The sequence below is a fragment of the uncultured Tessaracoccus sp. genome (assembly GCF_947286155.1).
Classification (GTDB): Bacteria; Actinomycetota; Actinomycetes; order Propionibacteriales; family Propionibacteriaceae; genus Arachnia.
In genome coordinates, this window is sequence record NZ_CAMYPD010000005.1 from 33,243 (window position 1) to 51,217 (window position 17,975).

At 67.8% G+C, this 17,975-nt stretch carries 14 protein-coding genes; 5 read left to right on the forward strand and 9 right to left on the reverse strand.

The features are described from left to right. Entirely contained in the window at positions 1 to 1,863 is a 1,863-nt protein-coding gene (dnaK, locus tag Q0X68_RS02340) for a molecular chaperone DnaK (RefSeq protein WP_297746989.1), read from the reverse strand. 491 nt (positions 1,864 to 2,354) lie between these two features. On the opposite strand from dnaK, the gene bluB reads away from it, so the two are divergent. Continuing rightward, positions 2,355 to 4,112, forward strand: coding sequence for a 5,6-dimethylbenzimidazole synthase (gene bluB / locus Q0X68_RS02345; RefSeq protein WP_297746992.1), 1,758 nt, complete (start codon positions 2,355 to 2,357; stop codon positions 4,110 to 4,112). 284 nt (positions 4,113 to 4,396) lie between these two features. Here the strand turns inward: bluB and hrpB are convergent, their stop codons facing one another. From hrpB to nadE, 5 genes are all read right to left on the reverse strand, one after another. Continuing rightward, positions 4,397 to 6,886, reverse strand: coding sequence for an ATP-dependent helicase HrpB (gene hrpB, locus Q0X68_RS02350; RefSeq protein WP_297747106.1), 2,490 nt, complete (start codon positions 6,884 to 6,886; stop codon positions 4,397 to 4,399). Between the two features lie 16 nt (positions 6,887 to 6,902). Continuing rightward, on the reverse strand, positions 6,903 to 7,511 hold the full coding sequence (locus Q0X68_RS02355; protein ID WP_297746995.1) for a DUF1707 domain-containing protein: 609 nt from the start codon (positions 7,509 to 7,511) through the stop codon (positions 6,903 to 6,905). Positions 7,512 to 7,735: 224 nt separating this feature from the next. Beyond that, positions 7,736 to 8,638 carry a hypothetical protein gene (locus tag Q0X68_RS02360; RefSeq protein WP_297746998.1) on the reverse strand — a complete coding sequence of 301 codons (903 nt, stop codon included), beginning with the start codon at positions 8,636 to 8,638 and terminating at the stop codon, positions 7,736 to 7,738. A 209-nt stretch (positions 8,639 to 8,847) separates the two neighbouring features. Next, positions 8,848 to 9,699: a hypothetical protein gene (locus Q0X68_RS02365; RefSeq protein WP_297747001.1), complete on the reverse strand. Its 852-nt coding sequence runs from the start codon at positions 9,697 to 9,699 to the stop codon at positions 8,848 to 8,850. Between the two features lie 140 nt (positions 9,700 to 9,839). Next, on the reverse strand, positions 9,840 to 10,649 hold the full coding sequence (gene nadE, locus Q0X68_RS02370) for an ammonia-dependent NAD(+) synthetase (RefSeq protein ID WP_297747004.1): 810 nt from the start codon (positions 10,647 to 10,649) through the stop codon (positions 9,840 to 9,842). 98 nt (positions 10,650 to 10,747) lie between these two features. Here nadE and Q0X68_RS02375 point away from each other — a divergent pair, with 98 nt between their 5' ends. Continuing rightward, complete coding sequence (locus Q0X68_RS02375) at positions 10,748 to 11,260, forward strand: GNAT family N-acetyltransferase (RefSeq protein WP_297747007.1); 513 nt, start codon at positions 10,748 to 10,750, stop codon at positions 11,258 to 11,260. A 109-nt stretch (positions 11,261 to 11,369) separates the two neighbouring features. Here Q0X68_RS02375 and thrC read toward each other — a convergent pair whose 3' ends face one another. Further along, positions 11,370 to 12,794, reverse strand: a complete 1,425-nt coding sequence (gene thrC, locus Q0X68_RS02380) for a threonine synthase (protein WP_297747010.1) — start codon at positions 12,792 to 12,794, stop codon at positions 11,370 to 11,372. Between the two features lie 149 nt (positions 12,795 to 12,943). On the opposite strand from thrC, the gene Q0X68_RS02385 reads away from it, so the two are divergent. Genes Q0X68_RS02385 through Q0X68_RS02395 form a run of 3 tightly spaced genes read left to right on the forward strand, consistent with a single transcriptional unit; the run spans position 12,944 to position 15,664 of the window. Beyond that, positions 12,944 to 13,450, forward strand: coding sequence for a DoxX family protein (locus tag Q0X68_RS02385; protein WP_297747013.1), 507 nt, complete (start codon positions 12,944 to 12,946; stop codon positions 13,448 to 13,450). A 40-nt stretch (positions 13,451 to 13,490) separates the two neighbouring features. Next, positions 13,491 to 14,216, forward strand: a complete 726-nt coding sequence (locus tag Q0X68_RS02390; protein ID WP_297747015.1) for a response regulator transcription factor — start codon at positions 13,491 to 13,493, stop codon at positions 14,214 to 14,216. Beyond that, positions 14,213 to 15,664: a cell wall metabolism sensor histidine kinase WalK gene (locus tag Q0X68_RS02395; RefSeq protein WP_297747018.1), complete on the forward strand. Its 1,452-nt coding sequence runs from the start codon at positions 14,213 to 14,215 to the stop codon at positions 15,662 to 15,664. Before Q0X68_RS02390 ends, Q0X68_RS02395 begins: the two co-directional genes overlap by 4 nt. A gap of 230 nt (positions 15,665 to 15,894) precedes the next feature. Here Q0X68_RS02395 and deoC read toward each other — a convergent pair whose 3' ends face one another. Together deoC and Q0X68_RS02405 are read right to left on the reverse strand one after the other, a co-directional pair. Beyond that, entirely contained in the window at positions 15,895 to 16,548 is a 654-nt protein-coding gene (gene deoC, locus Q0X68_RS02400; protein WP_297747021.1) for a deoxyribose-phosphate aldolase, read from the reverse strand. Between the two features lie 45 nt (positions 16,549 to 16,593). Beyond that, positions 16,594 to 17,973 carry an RDD family protein gene (locus tag Q0X68_RS02405; RefSeq protein ID WP_297747109.1) on the reverse strand — a complete coding sequence of 460 codons (1,380 nt, stop codon included), beginning with the start codon at positions 17,971 to 17,973 and terminating at the stop codon, positions 16,594 to 16,596. Positions 17,974 to 17,975: the final 2 nt, after the last annotated feature.

Sequence of the window (17,975 nt, forward strand, 5' to 3'; positions counted from 1 at the left end):
TCACTGCTGGTCCTTCTCCTCGTCGTCGACGATCTCGGCGTCGATCACTTCGTCTTCAGCGCTCTCCGACGACGCCTCCTCCGACGCGCCCTCAGCGCCCTCACCGGAAGCCTGCGCCTGCGCCTGGGCTGCAGCGTACATGGCCTGGCCCATCACGGATGCCTTCTGGTTGAGGTCTTCGACGGCGGACTTCACCGCGTCGTCGTCATCACCCTTCAGGGCCTCCTTGAGCGCTTCGACGGCGTCCACGACGGGCTGCTTGGTGGCCTCGTCGATGCTGTCGGCGTTCTCGGTGAGGAGCTTCTCGGTGCGGAACACCAGGGCGTCGCCCTCGTTGCGCATCTCGACGGACTCGCGGCGCTTCTTGTCTTCCTCGGCGTGGGCCTCGGCGTCCTTGACCATGCGGTCGATGTCCTCCTTGGCCAGCGCGGAACCGCCGGTGACGGTCATGGACTGCTCCTTGTTCGTCGCGAGATCCTTCGCGCTGACGTGCACGATGCCGTTGGCGTCGATGTCGAAGGTGACCTCAATCTGCGGCACCGAGCGCGGCGCGGGCAGGATGCCGGTGAGCTCGAAGTTGCCGAGCGACTTGTTGTCGCGCGCGAACTCGCGCTCGCCCTGGTAGACCTGAATCATCACGGCGGGCTGGTTGTCTTCCGCGGTGGTGAACACCTCGGAGCGCTTGGTGGGGATGGTGGTGTTGCGCTCGATGATCTTCGTCATCACGCCGCCCTTGGTTTCGATACCGAGGGACAGCGGGGTGACGTCGAGGAGCAGCACGTCCTTGACCTCGCCCTTCAGCACGCCAGCCTGGAGGGAGGCACCGAGGGCGACGACCTCGTCGGGGTTGACACCCTTGTTGGGCTCCTTGCCGCCGGTGAGTTCCTTCACCAGCTCGGCAACTGCGGGCATACGGGTGGAGCCACCCACGAGGAGCACCTCGTCGATCTTGTCGACGGAGATGCCGGCGTCCTTGATGACCGCGTTGAACGGGGCGCGGCAGCGGTCCAGGAGGTCCTGGGTGAGGCGCTGGAACTCGGCGCGGGTGAGTTTCTCGTCGAGGTGCAGCGGGCCGGATGCCGATGCGGTGATGTAGGGCAGGTTGATGGTGGTCTCGGATGCGGAGCTGAGCTCGATCTTCGCGCGCTCGGCCGCTTCCTGGAGACGCTGGCGGGCCATCTTGTCTTGGAGAAGGTCGACGCCGTTCTTGTTCTTGAACTGCGTAGCGAGCCACTCCATGACGGTGTGGTCCCAGTCGTCGCCGCCCAGGCGGTTATCGCCGTTGGTGGCCTTCACCTCGAACACACCGTCGGCGATGTCGAGCAGTGAGACGTCGAAGGTGCCGCCGCCGAGGTCGAAGACGAGGACGGTCTTCTCGGAATCGCCCTTGTCAAGGCCGTATGCGAGGGCTGCGGCGGTGGGCTCGTTGATGATGCGATCGACGGTGAGGCCCGCGATCTCGCCGGCCTCCTTCGTCGCCTGGCGCTCAGCGTCGGAGAAGTAGGCCGGGACGGTGATGACCGCGTTGGTGACGGACTCACCCAGGTAGGCCTCGGCGTCGCGCTTCAGCTTCTGCAGCACGAACGCGGAGATCTGCTGGGGGCGGTAATCCTTGCCGTCGATGCTGCTCTTCCAGTCGGTGCCCATGTGGCGTTTGACGGAGCGGATGGTGCGGTCGACGTTGGTGACCGCCTGGCGCTTCGCAACTTCACCGACGAGCACCTCGCCGGAGTTGGAGAACGCGACGACCGAAGGAGTAGTACGTGCGCCTTCAGCGTTGGGGATAACGACGGGCTCGCCGCCTTCGAGGACGGCGACACACGAGTTGGTGGTGCCAAGGTCAATGCCTACTGCACGTGCCATGAGATTTCCTCCAGATTGAAAAGATTTCAGGACAATCCCCTTGAGCGGGGTTGACTCAAGTTAACCACAGCTTCAAGCCAGAATCAACACGGTTGAGCCTGGTGGGCTCAAGGTTGCGTGGGTTGGGGTGGGCGGGGCGTCGGGCGTCGGGCGTCGCGCTCCCCTGGTTCTTCTGCTCCATCCGGCAGGGGCAACCTGTGCGGCAACTGAGCGGATTAAGTGTCACCTGCCTCCCGCCGACGCCTCGTCGCAGCTAAGCAAGTGACACCTATTCCGCAACTGAGCCGCACAGGTTACGTGTGCCCGACGATCAGCCCAGCTGGGGGCACCGGGACTGGGCACCAGGGGGCGGGGGCCTCCGAGGGGGCGGGGGCCTCCGAGGGGGCGAGATGCCCCAGCCGGGGCACCGGGCCGGAACCACCCGGGCGCGAAACCCCGGACGCGAGACGCCGCAAGTAGGCCACGCGCGGCGCACCACTAGGCTCAGGGCTATGCCGGAAACTCACTGGAACCGCCCGACGCCGCTCATCGGGGACGCGACGTCGTCGGATGACCGCGCCGCCAGCCCGGAAGGTTGGGCCATGGGCCGAGCCACCGTCGAGGCTCTCCGGGAGGTGATCGACGCGCGCCGCGACATCCGTCGCTACCGCCCCACCCCGGTGCCGGAGCACCTCGTGCGGAGCGTGATCGAAGCGGGCCATCACGGCCCCAGCGTCGGACACTCGCAGCCGTGGCGGTTCATCGTCGTGAAAAATCAACACACCCGCGACCGCGCCGCCGCCATGGCCGACAGCGAACGTCTGCGCCAGGCGCAGCTCCTCACCCCCGACCGCCGACGGCGTCTGCTCGACCTCCAACTGGAGGGCATCCGCGAGGCACCCCTGGGCATCGTGGTGGCGTGCGACCGCCGCGCACCCGCATCCGGCGTGCTCGGGCGCAACACCTTCCATGACGCCGACCTATGGAGCTGCGCCGCCGCCATCGAAAACATGTGGCTCACCGCGCGGGCGCACGGCCTCGGCATGGGGTGGGTGACGCTCTTTCAACCCGACGAGTTGCGCGCGCTGCTCGGGCTTCCCGCCGGCGTGGAGACCTTGGGTTGGCTCTGTCTTGGATGGCCCGACGAGCGCCCGCCGGCCCCGGGGCTGGAGCGGCGCGGCTGGTCCAGACGCCTGCCGCTCGACGACGTGATTCTGCGTGATCGCTGGCCCGAACAGGACGCGCCCGATCAGCCCACAAACGCGCTCCGACAAGGGCACGAACCTTCGCTGCCGACGGTGAACGCGCCGGACCGGGCCCGCGTCGTCGCAGCTCACGACGACGCCGACCACCTGCTCACGCCGCCGGGGTCGCTCGGCCTGCTCGACCAGGTGCTCGACAAGATAACCGCCGCCGCGGGCGGGGACGTCGAGGGCGGAACGCTCTTCGTCGTGGGTGCGGATCACCCGGTTGCCGCGCGCGGCGTCTCGGCGTTCGACCAGTCGGTGACCGCCGACGTGATGCGGGCCAGCGTGGCCGGCACCGGCATGGGCGCCGCCACCGCACGTGCCGCCGGACTGGGCGTCGTCACCGTCGACGCCGGGGTGACGGCCGTCGTTGACGGAGCGGTGGACGCTCGGGGGTCTAGCGAGCGCGGGGACCTCGTCGACGCCGACGCGATGTCACTCGACGCGACGCGCGAGGCGATCCGTCGGGGCGTGGAGCTCGGCGCGGGCGGGAGCGGCTTGGTGTGCTTGGGGGAGGTGGGCGTCGGCAACACGACGGTGGCCGCCGCGCTCGCGTGCGCACTCACCGGGATGGCGCCCGACGAGGCCGTCGGCTTGGGCGCGGGGTCCGACTCCGCCATGCTCGCATCCAAGCTCGACGTAGTTGTCGGCGCGCTGCGACGTGTGGGCGAGCGGCCGTTGGAGCCCGACGAGGCCCTCGCTGCCGTGGGCGGCCCGGAATTCGCCGTGCTGACCGGCATCACGTTGGGTGCCGCCGCCGCTGGGCACGTCGTGGTGCTCGACGGCCTGGCGACAAGCGTCGCGGCGCTCGCGGCGATGCGGCTGCGTCCGGGCGTGCAGGGGTGGCTGGTGGCGTCGCATGTCAGCCGGGAGGCCGCGCACGCGCGCGTGCTCGACGCGCTCGGGCTTGAGCCGCTGATGGACTGGCGTCTGCGTGCCGGAGAAGGCGTCGGAGCGGTCTACGCGGCTCAGACGGTGCTCACCGGGCTCGCAGTTCGCCGGACCGCCGCTCGCTGGGGATGAGCGATCAGGGTTCGCGCCGCGCAAGGAACCTTCTTTCAAGGGCCTGGTCGACGAACGTCGCAAGATAGATCAAGTTCGTGGTGGATAGACGAGCCACGAACTTGATCTATCTTGGGGTGCTGCCGGGCCTGGGCGGCTCCCGGCGGCACGTGCAACCTGTGCGGCAACTGAGCGGATCATGTGTCACCTGCTTCCCGACGGCGCATCGTCGCCGCTAGGCAAGTGACACTTAGTCCGCAACTGAGCCGCACAGGTTACGTGTGCCCGACGGGCGGGCCCGGCGCTCAGAACGCTTGGCGGTTGGTGCCGCGCTTGGCGGGGGCGGTGAGGGGATCGTCGGGCCAGGGGTGTTTGGCGTAGCGGCCGCGGTTTTCGGCGCGCACCTGCGGGTAAGCGTTCGCCCAGAACGACGCGAGGTCGTCGGTGACTGCAAGCGGTCGGCCCGCCGGCGAGAGCAGATGCATCAACACCGGCACGCGCCCGTCGCCGACGGTGGGCGTCGCCGTCAGCCCAAAGCACTCCTGCAGCTTCACCGCACACACCACCGGGCCGTCGCCGTCGGGATACTCCAAGCGCGCTTGCCGCCCGCTCGGCACCTCAATCCGCTCGGGCGCGAGCTCGTCGAGGCGGGCAGCGTCGGGCCACGGCAGGAGCCTCCGCAGCGCCGGCAGTAGTTGCACCGACGAGGCGTCGGCCCCGCGCGACAGCTCGTCGATCTCCAGGAGCAACCACTCGTCGACCCTTGTCAGGAGCGATTCGTCGCTCACGTCGGGCCACGGGTCGCCGAGTATGTGGTGTAGCCAGCTGAGGCGTCGACGCAGGGCCGTCGCGCCGTCAGGCCAACGGAAGATGCCGAGCCCCCGGCTGGCCAGAGCTGCGCGCACGGCGGGCTCGCCGACGTCGGGGGTGGCCTTGGCGGGCGTCGCACTCAGCTCGATGGCGCCGAGCCGGCGGACTTCCCGCACGCGCACGCGCCCGTCGAATGTGGCCTCGCGGGCGGTGCGCACGTCGCCCACTTCGATCGCTAGCGCCTCGGGAATCTCGACGGCAGCGCGTACCAGCCCCAGACCACCGACGCGCTGCGTCTCCCACACCGCCAGCCACGGCCCGCGCAGCGTCAGCCCGCGCGGCATCGTCAGCCCCGTGCCCGAGGCGGCCAGGAACTCCCCCTCTCCGCGCGCTCTCGCGATCCAGCCCGGGCGCGCCGTCGCCACCACAAACCCGACGACATCCGGCGAGGCAGGTGACACTTGTTCCGCAACAGAGCCGCACAGGTTGCCCCTGCCGGGTGGGGGTACACCATGACTGCAGGGGCGCGCTGAGCCGACGAGACGCTCCAGGCGGTCGGCCTCCCGCACCCACGCCCGCGGGCGGTCACGTCGCAGCCGCGCGAGCTCCGTCGCCAGATCACCCGACGGCGCCTCCGCCAGCATGGCGACCACCTCGACGGCAGCCCGCGCACCGCACCGGTCAGCCCCCGCCTGCAACGCGACCCCCAAGCGCGGCTCCAGTGGCATCGCCGCCACCCGCCGCCCGAGATCGGTGACGCGCCCGTCGTCATCCACCAGCCCCAACGCCCGCAGCTCCTGCTCTGCTCGCGCCGCACCCGCCTCCGGCAACGCCGTCGGCAAGGCCATCCCCTCGCCGCGCGGGCTGCCCCAACACGCGAGCGCGAGGAGCGCGTCGGTGAGGTCGGCGACGAGCACCTCCGGCGTCTGCTCTTCCGCCATGCCGGCCCACTCGTCGGCCGAGAAACAGCGCACCACGCGGCCTGGTCCGAGCCGGGCCGCACGCCCGGCGCGCTGCGTCGCTGCCGCCTGCGACTCCCGCACCGTCACCAGCCCGGCCATGCCGCGGGCCTGGTCAAAGCGCGGTTCGCGCGACAGCCCCGCGTCCACCACCAGCCGCACCCCCGGCACCGTCAGCGACGACTCCGCCACCGCCGTCGCCACCACCACGCGCGCCCCGCCCTCGTCGGCGAGCGCCGCATCCTGCGCGCGAGCATCCAGCCGCCCGTGCAACGGCAGCGCCCGCACCCCGCGCGCCCTCAACCGCGCCACCACGCCGTCGACCTCCCGCGCACCCGGCACAAACACCAACGCAGACCCCTCCGATTGCCCGAACTCCGCGGCCGTCACCTCCGCGACGTGGTCGAGGAACTCGTCGCGCACTCCCCGCTCATCCAGCGCCCCGCCCCGCGCGGGCGCCCAGCCCACGTCAAGCGAATGCAACACACCCGGCACCTCCACCACACGCGCCCCGCCCAGCAGCTCCGCCCACCGGGCTGCGTCCAGCGTGGCCGACATCGCGACGACGGTGAGGTCATCACGCAGTTCCGCCAGCTCGGCGATCATCGCGAGGGTGAGGTCGGCGTCGAGATGCCGCTCATGCACCTCATCAAGCACGACCGCATCGACGCCCGACAACTCCGGATCTCGCAGCAACCGCCGAAGCAGCACCCCCGTCGTCACGAACTCCACCTTCGACGACGCGCGCGCCGTCGAGTCGCCCCGCACCGTGTACCCGACGTATTCCCCCGGCCGCGTGCCGCTCAACGCTGCGAGCCTCCCCGCAGCCGCCCGCGCCGCGATGCGTCGAGGCTCTGTCACCACCACCCGCCCCGGCACTACATCCGCGATGGCCGGCGGCACCGCCGTCGTCTTACCCGTCCCCGGCGGAGCCTGCACCACCGTGCGCCCAGGCTGCAGCTGCGACAGCTGCGCCACGACGGGGAGCCCGGCGAAGGCAGGGACTTCGAGGAGCCGCGCCAGCATCGAGCGCCCGTCGAAATCAGGCAAGCTTCACCGTGTTCCCGCCAAAAATGGAGTTGCCGCGCAGCACCAGCGTGCCGTTCGAGCCGTCGCCGCGCGCATTCTTCTTAATGGTGTTGCCACCCACGACATTCGACGACTCGTCGACGATGTGCACACCGAGCGGCACCTTGATGGTGGCCCCACCGAGCACAGCCTGCGATTCGATCACCAGCGTCACGCCGGGCCCCATGCAGTTGCTGATGTCGACGTTGTCGCCGCCCATGAAACTCAACAGTGTGTAGCTGGTGGTGCCACTCGCCAGCGCGATGTCTTTTCCAGAAAGGATGGCGAGGCTCCGATTACCGCCGCTGAAATTGGGGGTGGCAAACCGTAGTGGAGTGCCCCGCCGCGACTCCGGCGCCGGTTGAGGCCGCAACACCGCCACCACCTCGGCGCCTTCCGGAAGGTCCTCGAGCAGGGGGACGAACTCGTCGGCGTACTTCACGGAGAATGTGCGGTCTTGGCGTTCATTGAGTTCGTCGACGTCGAGCCGTCCAGCCGCGTGCGCCTGCTGGAGAAGGTACAGCACGTAATCGCGCTCCTCATCGCTGGCGCGGAGGCGCTTCGCTGGATCATTGTCAGGCATGACGGCAGTCTACCGGCGCCAGAATTCAGTGAGGGGCGGCAAAGGAACAAACCCTATTCGTCGACTGAGCGCACACCAGATGAAGATTATGACCCTCCAGGGGCTGTTTTCGGCAACTGGCGTGCGCTCAGTCGCGCATCGGCTCTGTAACCACCCCGACACACAGACGAGTGGCCGCCCCCGAAGGGGCGACCACTCGTCACAATGTATGAACGACGTGTAGATCAGACGCCGGTGGAAGGCAGGCTGGGCTTCTTCGGGCCGGTCTTGCCGCCCTTGTCGCCCTTGTCGGGGTTCTTGTCGCCGCCCTTATCACCCTTGTCGGGGCCCTTGTCGCCGCCGTTGTCGTCACCCTCAGGCTTCTCAACGCCGATGTAGAACGTGCCCTGCTCAGGGCCGGGCTGGCCAGTGGTGATGTTGAACAGACGGGCCGGGTAGGTGCCGTTCTTCACCTTCGGGGAGAGGGCGTAGAAGCGGGAGTAGCCGTCGTCGTCAGTGGCGTGGGCGCCGTCGTTCTTGGCGGCGGGGAAATCGATCCACTTGCCGTCGACGTTCGCCTGGATCTTGAACTCGTGGCCCTTGATGCCGTCGGAGGTGTCGAAACGCCACTGCGGGTTGTTGCCCATCGGGGCCAAGTGACCGCTGATGCGGGCATTGGCGGAGCGGACAGTCACCTGCTGCGTGAGCTGCTGCACCAGCTTGGCATCGGCCGGGGTGTCAGCCAGCGTGATGACGAACTTGCCACCAAAGTAGTCTTTGAGGGCGGGGACCTGGAAGACCATCTTCTGGCTGACGTCCGTGGCGCCCGGATAGGCGGGCTCCGCGGGGAGCGTGACGGACTGGTCGTCGGAGACCTTCTCGAGGCCCTTGTCGGTAGCAACGAACAGCGCGAACGAGACGTCGGTGCCCAGGGCCCCCTTGACGGTCAGTTCGACCTCGGTGCCCTCCTGCACGACGTAGTCAGCAGCGACGATCTTGCAATCGATGGTGGCCTTGCCTGCCTCGTTCACGGCACAAAGCTTGTTGGCCATGTCCGAGGTCAGTGCGTGCGCCGGCGTGATCGCCGCGACGCTGAGGCCTGCTGCGATTGCGACCGCGGCCGCACCGGAGACAATCTTCTTCAACATAGGTTCCTTCCCGGGGTATTCAGTACCGGTACACGTTCGTGTGACCGAATGCCGGAAGACATACTACGGGACACAGCGGGTCAGAAGGCAATACTTTCGGCAGGTTTTGGCTCAACCTTCCAAAAGGTTGCGGTCGGCCCCGAGATACGTGGGAGCAGCCGCCCGCAGGAGCGTCAGCGGCGAACGCTCACCATGCCGCAAGAAGACGGTCACACGCCGGTGGAAGGCAGGCTGGGCTTCTTCGAGCCGGTCTTACCGTCCTGGTCGTCGCCCTTATCGCCACCGTCGTCAGCGCCGTCGTCGTCCTCATCGGAGGCAACACCGATGTAGAGCACAGCTTGGACGGGGCCTGCAACGTTCTTGGTGACGTTGAAGAAACGCACCTTGTACTCGCCATCAGCAATCTCCGGTGAGGTGACCGTCAGCTCGGTGGTGCCGTCTTCACCGATAGCGGCGTTTTCACCGACGTTGTGGAAGTCCATCCACTTACCGTTTACGAGGGCCTGAGCTTTGAACACATCGCCTTCGAGGCCGTAACCGAGGTTCAGCACGAAGGGGTTGCCGGCGGTACCGTCGCCGGTGGGGTCTCCCACGAGGGCGGCATTGCGGGAGTGCACGGTGAAGTCTGCGTAGACGGTGCCTTCCAGCTCAGTGGCAGCATCCACGAAATCGGAGGTGGCCACGACGAAATCCTCGCCACCAACGTGGTCGACGAGCTCCGGAACGGTGAGCTCAGCGGAGCCCTCGCCCTCGGCGTTGAGCGTGACGGGCACCTTGTTGCCAATGAGCGTGAAGCTAGCGGGGGTGGGCCCGAAGATTGCCAGCTCGACGGTGACTTCGGGGTTGCCGATCACGCTGACGACGACACTCTCACCTTCGGTCACCGTGGAGGCGCTTTCCAGCGTGATGTCGCAGTAATAATTGGAGTCGGAGTCTACACAGAGCTTATCCATCTCCGGCGTGGCGTCGTCGGCGTTCGCGACGGTAACGCCACCCAGCGTCATACCCCCAGCGAGCGCGAGCGCAGCGAGGCCAGCAAACAGCTTCTTCTTCATACTCATGTCTTTCTGTATTCCCCACATGCGGCCCTTTCCGCATCGAGACAGCCAGGAGCTTACCTGAACGAGCGGCGAAACACACAAGGGTGCGCCTGCATGAGTGGTGGACTCTGGGGCTGGCGTTGGCCCTTCTCAGCTTCGGTTCAGCGCCACCACTCATCAACCAGCGACGCCGGCGTCGCGCGCTTGTGCCTCGACCTCCACCACTTCTGCTCAATCTGCTCCGCCACCTCGACGGGAACCTCACGGCCTTCCAGATAGTCGTCGATGTCGTCGTAGGCGATGCCCAGTTCGTCCTCGTCGCTGCGCAGCGGTGTGCCGTCGAGCAGGTCGGCCGTCGGCACCTTCTGCCACAGTGGCTCGGGCGCGCCGAGGTGCTGCAGCAACTGCCGGATCTGGCGCTTGTTGAGGCCGTAGAGCGGCAGCAGGTCGGCGCCGCCGTCACCAAACTTCGTGAAGAACCCGGTGACGGATTCGGCGCCGTGGTCAGTGCCAACCACGAGCAGGCCCGCGTCGCCGGCGATGGCGTACTGCGCGATCATCCGGGCGCGAGCCTTCACGTTGCCCTTGTTGAAGTCGCTGATCTGCACGCCCATCGCCTCTTCGAAGGCACGCTCCATCCCGTCGACGGACTCCTTGATGTTGATCGTTACCTCGGTGCGGGCGGCGACGAAACGCATGGCCGCAGCCGCGTCGGCCTCATCGGCCTGGACGCCGTACGGCAGCCGCACGGCGACGAACTGCCCGTCCACCATCCGCTCGGCCGCGAGCTGCGCGAGGCGCCCGGCGAGCGTCGAGTCGACCCCGCCCGAGATGCCCAGCACGAAGCCCTTCGCGTGGGCCGTGGCGGCATAGTCGACGAGGAACTGCACCCGTCGCTCTACCTCGGCCGCCGGGTCGATCTCGGGGCGGACGCCCATCTCAAGGATGATCTGCTTCTGAAGTTCGCGCATGCCCCAAGCCTAGGCGCCTCCCCTGCCCAGCGAGGCGGTCGTCGGCGATGTGGCTGCTCCCGGCGTGTCCTTCGCCCGGGCGCGCTACCCTCGCCTGCGTGCCCACCCACCTGATCGCCCCACTGGAGCCCGACGACGCGCTCGATGTCGCCCATGCCTACGCCGCGATGCAGGCCTGCACGTACGCCACCTGGGCCACCGCAGGGTTCAGTTCGCTGGTGTTTGCAGACATGGACCGCCGCGTCCGCAGCCTCAAGGAGGCTGACGTGTGCATGGTGGCCAAGAATGATCGCGGCAACGTGATCGGGCTGGCCGTCGCCCAGGACGGCCCCGAGTGGTGGGAGCGCCCCCACGACGACGACTTCGTCTGGCCCGCTACCAACCGCACCCTGTCGTCGCTGTTCACGATGCCTGAAGCCCACGGCACCGGGCTCGGCCACGCACTACTCGAGGCGGCTCTTCCCGACGACGAGCCCGCCTACCTGTGGGTGATGCGGCGCAACCCGCGGGCCGTGCGCTTCTACGCCAAGCACGGGTTCGTCCCCGACGGCTACACCAAGCGCACGCTCGGCTGGGGAGACATGGACCTGTTGCGCATGGTGCGTCAGTAGCCGATCCCGCGTCGGGCGTGATACTCGGCCAGCGCCTTCTGCGACTCATACCACTGCGGATCCCCCACCAGTACGAGGACAAGCAGCACGATCAACAGCACCATCACAGCTAGCCCGCCACCTCCTCGATGATGCGCTTGACCGCATCCGCGTCGTTCGCCACCTCGATGACGTGCCTCGGCTTGTCCTCCAGCCCGACGAACCGTTCATCGCGCTCCGGCTCCACACCGACGGCCTCCCGCACCGTCTCCGCGAACTTCACCGGCAGCGCCGTTTCCATCACGGCGCGCACGCGCCCAGGCACAGGGTTCTGCAACGCGACGTGCATCCCGTCGGCAGTGTGCGGGTCGATGAGGCGCGCGTCGGACTCGTACACCGCGCGAATCGCAGCCAACCGGTCGGCGTGCGTCGACGAGCCTGCGACGAACGCGAACCGTCGCTCAATCTCCTGGAACTCTGCGGTGCCGGAGAGGTCGAAGAATCCGTCGGTAGCGAGGCGCTCGACGAACAACTCGCGCAGGCGTGCCGCGTCGCGCCCGACGAGGTCGAAGATGAAGCGCTCGAAGTTCGACGCCTTCGAGATGTCCATCGACGGCGAGCTGGTCTTCAGCGCACCGGCGCGCGGGCGGTAGACCCCCGTCGTGAAGAACTCGGCGAGCACGTCGTTCTCGTTCGACGCGAGCCGCAGTTCGACGATGGGCAGCCCCATCTCGCGCGCGATATGCCCGGCGGCGATGTTGCCGAAGTTGCCCGACGGCACCGTGAACGCCACGCGCGCCGCGGGGCCTTCCTCGTCGGTGATGGTGAGCCAGGCGGCGAAGTAGTAGACGATCTGCGCGAGCAGCCGCGCCCAGTTGATGGAGTTCACGGCGCCGATGGAGTAACGCCGCTTGAAGTCGGCATCGGCGTTGACGGCCTTGACGATGTCTTGGCAGTCGTCGAACACCCCGTCGACGGCGATGTTGCAGATGGCGGGATCGTCGATCGAGTACATCTGCGCCTGCTGGAAGGCGGACATCCGTCCTTGCGGCGACAGCATGAACACCCGGATTCCCGGTTTGCCGAGCATCGCGTATTCGGCGGAGCTGCCGGTGTCGCCCGATGTGGCGCCCAGGATGTTGAGCTCCTCACCGCGGCGCCCCAGCTCGTAGGCGAACAACTCGCCGAGCAGCAGCATCGCCATGTCCTTGAACGCCGCCGACGGGCCGTTCGACAGGTGCACGAGCCAGGTGCCGTCGGAGAGTTTCGTGGTGGGCACCACCTCGCCGTGCAGGAACTTCGACGGCGCATACGCCCGCTCGCAGATGCCGCGCAGGTCGTCGTCGGGGATGTCATCGACGAACAACCGCACCACTTCATAGGCGAACGCGGCGTATCCGTCGCGGGCGAGCAGACCGCTCCAGAACTCGAGCTGTGCGGCGTCAACCTGCGGGTACGTTTCGGGCAGGTAGAGGCCGCCGTCGGGGGCGAGTCCTTCGAGGAGGATGTCGGTGAACTTGGCCGGGCCGGCGCCGCGCGTCGATACGTATTGCACGGTCCCAGACTATGCCACCGACGCAGCGCCCAGGCTGGGCTGTGTCCGCCCATCAGGCATGGCGCCGCCATCCACGTCGCACCCGAGAACCCTGCGACGGCATCGCACGAACGCTCACCGACGACGCCTCGTCACGCTAGGTTGGTGGCATGGTTCGCTCGTGGGTCAAGGGGTTCCAGCACGTCGCGCTGATGCTGGCGCGCGTGGCAATCGGCGTCATCCTCATCGCGCGAGGATGGCATCGCTGGTTCACCGTCGGCATCGATCAGCAGGCCACGATCCTCGCGAATGCGGACATCCCCGCCCCCGACCTCTGCGCGTGGCTGGTGACGATCTTCGAGCTGGCTGGCGGCGTGCTGCTCGTCTTCGGCCTGTTCACGCCAGCGATTGGCTTCGGGGTGCTCGTGCTCAACATCGGCGTCATTGTGCTGCGCAAGCTCGACGCGTTCTACATCCATGACGGCGGCTTCGAGTACAACCTGGCGATGGCTGCCGTCGGGTTGCTGTTCCTGGCGTTCGGGTCGGGCAAGCTGGGCGCCGACGCGCTGTTTTTCACGCCAACCCCCGAGCAGCCACGTGAAGTGGTCGCGCCTGAGCCGACACCGCCGTCGCGACCGACCGAAACGACGCTCTTCTCACAGCAAACACACAGGTAATCTATAGCGCCCGCTGCGGCAGGCGTGGGACAGTGTTCCTATGCCGCATGCCGAGCCCATGACCCGCCCCGACGGAACCCCCATCCGCGTTCTCATCGTCGACGACGAGCCGAGCCTGATCGAGCTGCTGTCGATGGCGATGCGCTACGAGGGATGGGAGCTGTCGACGGCGACGACGGGCATCGACGCCGTGCGCGCCGCCCGCGAGGCGCGGCCGGATGCGATCGTCCTCGACATGATGCTCCCCGATTTCGACGGGCTCGAGGTGATGCGACGTATCCGCACCGAGCAGCCCGACGTGCCCGTGATCTTCCTGACGGCCCGCGACGGGGTGCAAGACCGCATCGCAGGTCTCACCGCTGGCGGCGACGACTACGTCACCAAGCCGTTCTCGCTCGAGGAGGTGATCGCCAGGCTGCGCGGCCTCTTGCGCCGCACCGGTGCCACCACAGTGCGCCCAGACTCGCAGCTGATCGTGGGCGACCTGATTCTCGACGAGGAGTCGCACGAAGTCACCCGCGGCGGGGAAGCCATTTCGCTGACCGCGACGGAGTTTGAGCTACTGCGCTTCCTCATGCGCAACCCCAAGCGGGTGCTCAGCAAGGCGCAGATCCTCGACCGCGTGTGGGACTACGATTTCGGCGGCCAGGCGAACGTCGTCGAGCTATACATCTCGTACCTGCGCAAGAAGATCGACGCGGGTCGCCCGCCGATGATTCACACCATGCGCGGGGCTGGCTACGTGCTGAAACCGGCGGTCGAATGAGCACCAGACCAACCCAAGGCACGCTCACCCGCCAGGTACAAACCAGGGTGGCGGTCACCGTCGCGATCATGGCGGTGCTGTTGTCGCTGCTGACGCTCGTCGTCGCGCAGAACGTGCTCATGGGTCAGCTCGACAGCGAGATCCACGCCATCCCACAGATGCTGGGCGCCGGGCCGGACCCGCGACGTCCGGGCATCCCGAGCGGCACCCTCATCGCCGGATCGACGGGAGGCGCCACGTTCGCGAGCGTCGTCGCACCCGGTGAGGTGCGCAACCTCGACGACGGAGTCGCGTCGCTGCTGTCGCTCGACTCCGGCATCCACAACGTCAACTTCCCCGGGCTCGGCAGCTATCGCGTGCACGTTTCGAAAGGCGATGCGTCGCTGCTCGTGGTGGGGTTGCCGACGGCGGAGGTTGAAGAGACCATGCTGTGGCTCTCGCTGTCGGCATTGGCTATCACCGTCGTGACCGTCGCCACTACAGTGCTCATCACTCAGCGCATCATTCGCGGCGCGGCGAGGCCGCTGCATGCGCTTGGTGAGACGGCCGCGCAGGTGTCGGCGCAGCGGCTGGATCGGGGCGCGGTCGAGGTCCCCCGCTTCAGCGACGCGTCCCTCCCACCCGAGCACGAGGTGGCACGCGTGGGGGCCGCGTTCAACCAGATGCTCGACAACGTCGAGGGCGCGCTCGTCGCCCGCGAGGCTTCCGAGCAGAAGCTGCGCAGGTTCGTCGCCGACGCCTCCCACGAGCTGCGCAACCCGCTGGCGTCGATCTCGGGCTACTCTGAGCTCGTCGAGCAGCACGCCGACGGGCTCGCCGACGACACCGCCTTCGCGCTCGGGCGGATCTCGGCGGAGTCGCAGCGCATGCGCAAGCTCGTCGAGGACATGATGGTGCTCGCCCGACTCGACGCGCGCCAACAGGCGGAGCCGCAGCCGGTGGACGCCGTCGAGGTGGCGCTCAACGCTGTCTCCGACGCGCGCGCCTCGTCGTCGCGGCACCGCTGGACGGTCTCGTTGCCCGACGAACCCGTCGAAGTGCTGGCCGGCGCCGACCAGCTGCAGCAGGTGATGGTGAACCTGCTCGGCAACGCGCGCACGCACACCCCCGAGGGCACGGTGGTGGAAACGGCGGTCTCCCCCGACGGCGTCATCACCGTCACCGACAACGGACCCGGCATCCCCGCCGACGTGCTGCCCCACGTATTCGAGCGCTTCACGCGCGCCGACGAGGCCCGTCGCCACACTGCGGCGCAGTCCACCGGGCTTGGGTTGGCCATCGTGAAAGCGCAGGTGGAGAGCTTCGGCGGGCAGGTGCGGGTGGAGTCGCGCCCCGGTCACACCCAGTTCGCCGTCCGGCTCCCCCTTGTTGGGGACGGTTTCGATACGCCGGCTTCGCCGGCTACTCAACCACCGGACACGGGGCGTCCTCCCTCGACCGTCGAGTAGGCGCGAAGCGCCGTATCGAGACGCGGTGACGGGGTTTCGATACGCGCCCTTCGGGCGCTACTCAACCACCGTGATTGGCGCTGTCCGCGAGTCGGAATCACTCGAGGTTGGCTTAGGTGGCAGATATGCGCCCAAACATGGACCAGAATCTGCCACCTAAGCGGATGTGGTTTCGATACGCGAGCTCCGCTCGCTACTCAACCACCGGAGACGGACAGGAGCGACGGCCGTCAGTGGGCGCCATCGAGAACGGCGCGGGAGCCAGACAGGCCGAGTCGCGTCGCACCGGCCTCGACCATGGCGACGGCGGTGTCCCAGTCGCGGATGCCTCCGGAGGCCTTGATGCCGAGGCGGTCGCCCACCGTCTGCTTCATGATCTCGACGGCGTGCACGCTCGCGCCGCCCGCGGGGTGGAAGCCCGTAGAGGTCTTCACGAAATCGGCGCCCGCGGCCTCGGACGCCTTGCACGCGGCGACGATCTCGTCGTCGCTCAGCGCAGCCGACTCGATAATCACCTTGAGCAGCCCCGGCGTCGCCTCACGCACCATGCGGATCTCTTCCTCGACGAGGTCCGCACGGCCCTCCTTGAGCAGGCCGATGTTCAACACCATGTCGACCTCGTCGGCGCCATGCTCGGAGGCCTCAGCAGCCTCGCGGGCCTTCGTCACCGCCGTGTGATTACCCGACGGGAACCCCACCACCGTGGCCACCTTCACGTCGCCGGTTGCCACCTCAAGCGGCAGCATCGACGGTGAAATGCACACCGAGTAGGCGCCAAGCGCCTGCGCCTCTTCGACGAGTTCCGCCACCTGGGCGTGCGATGCGTCGGTTTTCAGCAGGGTATGGTCAATCAGTTGGGCAAGTTCCTCGCGCGTGATGCTCATAGCGAAAGCCTAGCGGCCACCACCACGTCTGGTCGACGGCGAACCTCACAAGGAGGGGCGGCGCAGCACCGTGAACCAACGGTCGCCGTAGCTCACCTGCTGCCCCTCGCGCACTCGCATCTGCACACCCGCCGGGGCCGGCTGATACTCGCCGGTCTCAGTCATGAGCGCGGTGCCGTTCGTCGAACCCCTATCGACGATGAACACCCCGCGCGGGTCCGTGCCGATCAGCACGTGGGTGCGAGAAATCATGCGCCCATCCCTGAGCGCAGGCACGAGCTGCACCTCGGGATCGGATTCTTCGCGCTGCGGGTTACGTCCGAGCAGCACGGTCACCTTGAGCTCTACCTCGCGACCATCGTCGAGGCGGATGTACCAGCCCTCGTCGCCGGCGCGCCCTCCCTCGCCCCTCTGCGGGAGCGCGGCGATGGTGGTGCCCTCATCGTCGTCAATGTCACCAAACTCGCGCTGGCGAACACGCACCGGCCGCTTCGACGGTTCGAGCACCGACGTCGGGGTAGGCATGGGAATCCATTCGGGGCGCACGCTCCGGCGCGGTTGATCGCCGCTTTGCCCCGCATTGCTGGTGGGCGGCATGGCGGGGGAAGGCTGCGCGGTGCCCGACGATGGCGGCCCTGCCTGCCCGCCCATGCTCTGCGATGGCTGCGGCTGGCCGGCAGACGGGAACGCCCCGGGCCCCGACGCGGCCGCAGCATGCTGCGGCTGACCAACCGGCGACGAGGACGGTGCCGACATCGGCTGCTGACCTCGCCTAGCAGGCTGCTGATCGTTCACCCACGGCGCTTCGGGGGCGCGCCACGGCTCCTGCTCGGGCGGACGCTGCTGCTGCCGGTCGTTGTTCGGGGCCCACGGGGAATTGGCGTAGTTCGCTGCCTCCGGACTGAACGCCTCGGCGAGATGGGGAGGCAATCCGACGGTGCTGACCTGCGACTTGGGCGAGCGCCTCGTCGAACGTGCAGGGGCGGTGGAAGTCTTCGGCTGGACGAGCACAGCCTTCACCGCCATGTCGTGCCAACCCTGGCGACGTTCATGGATGATTAAGAACACGAGGAATGCGATGCCACCGACGACGGTAATCATCAGGCCGATGTATACCAGGAAGCGCAGAAAGACCCTCCACCAGCCGATGGGTTTCCCGTCGGCCATGCCCACGAGTTCCAGCTTCATCGCTTTCGCACCCAGGCCCGCGCCGCTCGTCGCATACGCCCACCACTGGTACAACCCGTAGGCCAGCGTCAGCACGGCGGAGGTAATCGACGCCACCAGCACCACCGTCGGGTTATCACCCCACAGCTGCAGCGCGAGCGCGAGCAAACCACCGAACGCAGCGACGGGGGCTGCGTCGATCAGGTACGCCACGAAGCGTCGACCGAGCCCTGCTACCTCATGTCCACGGGGGATCATTC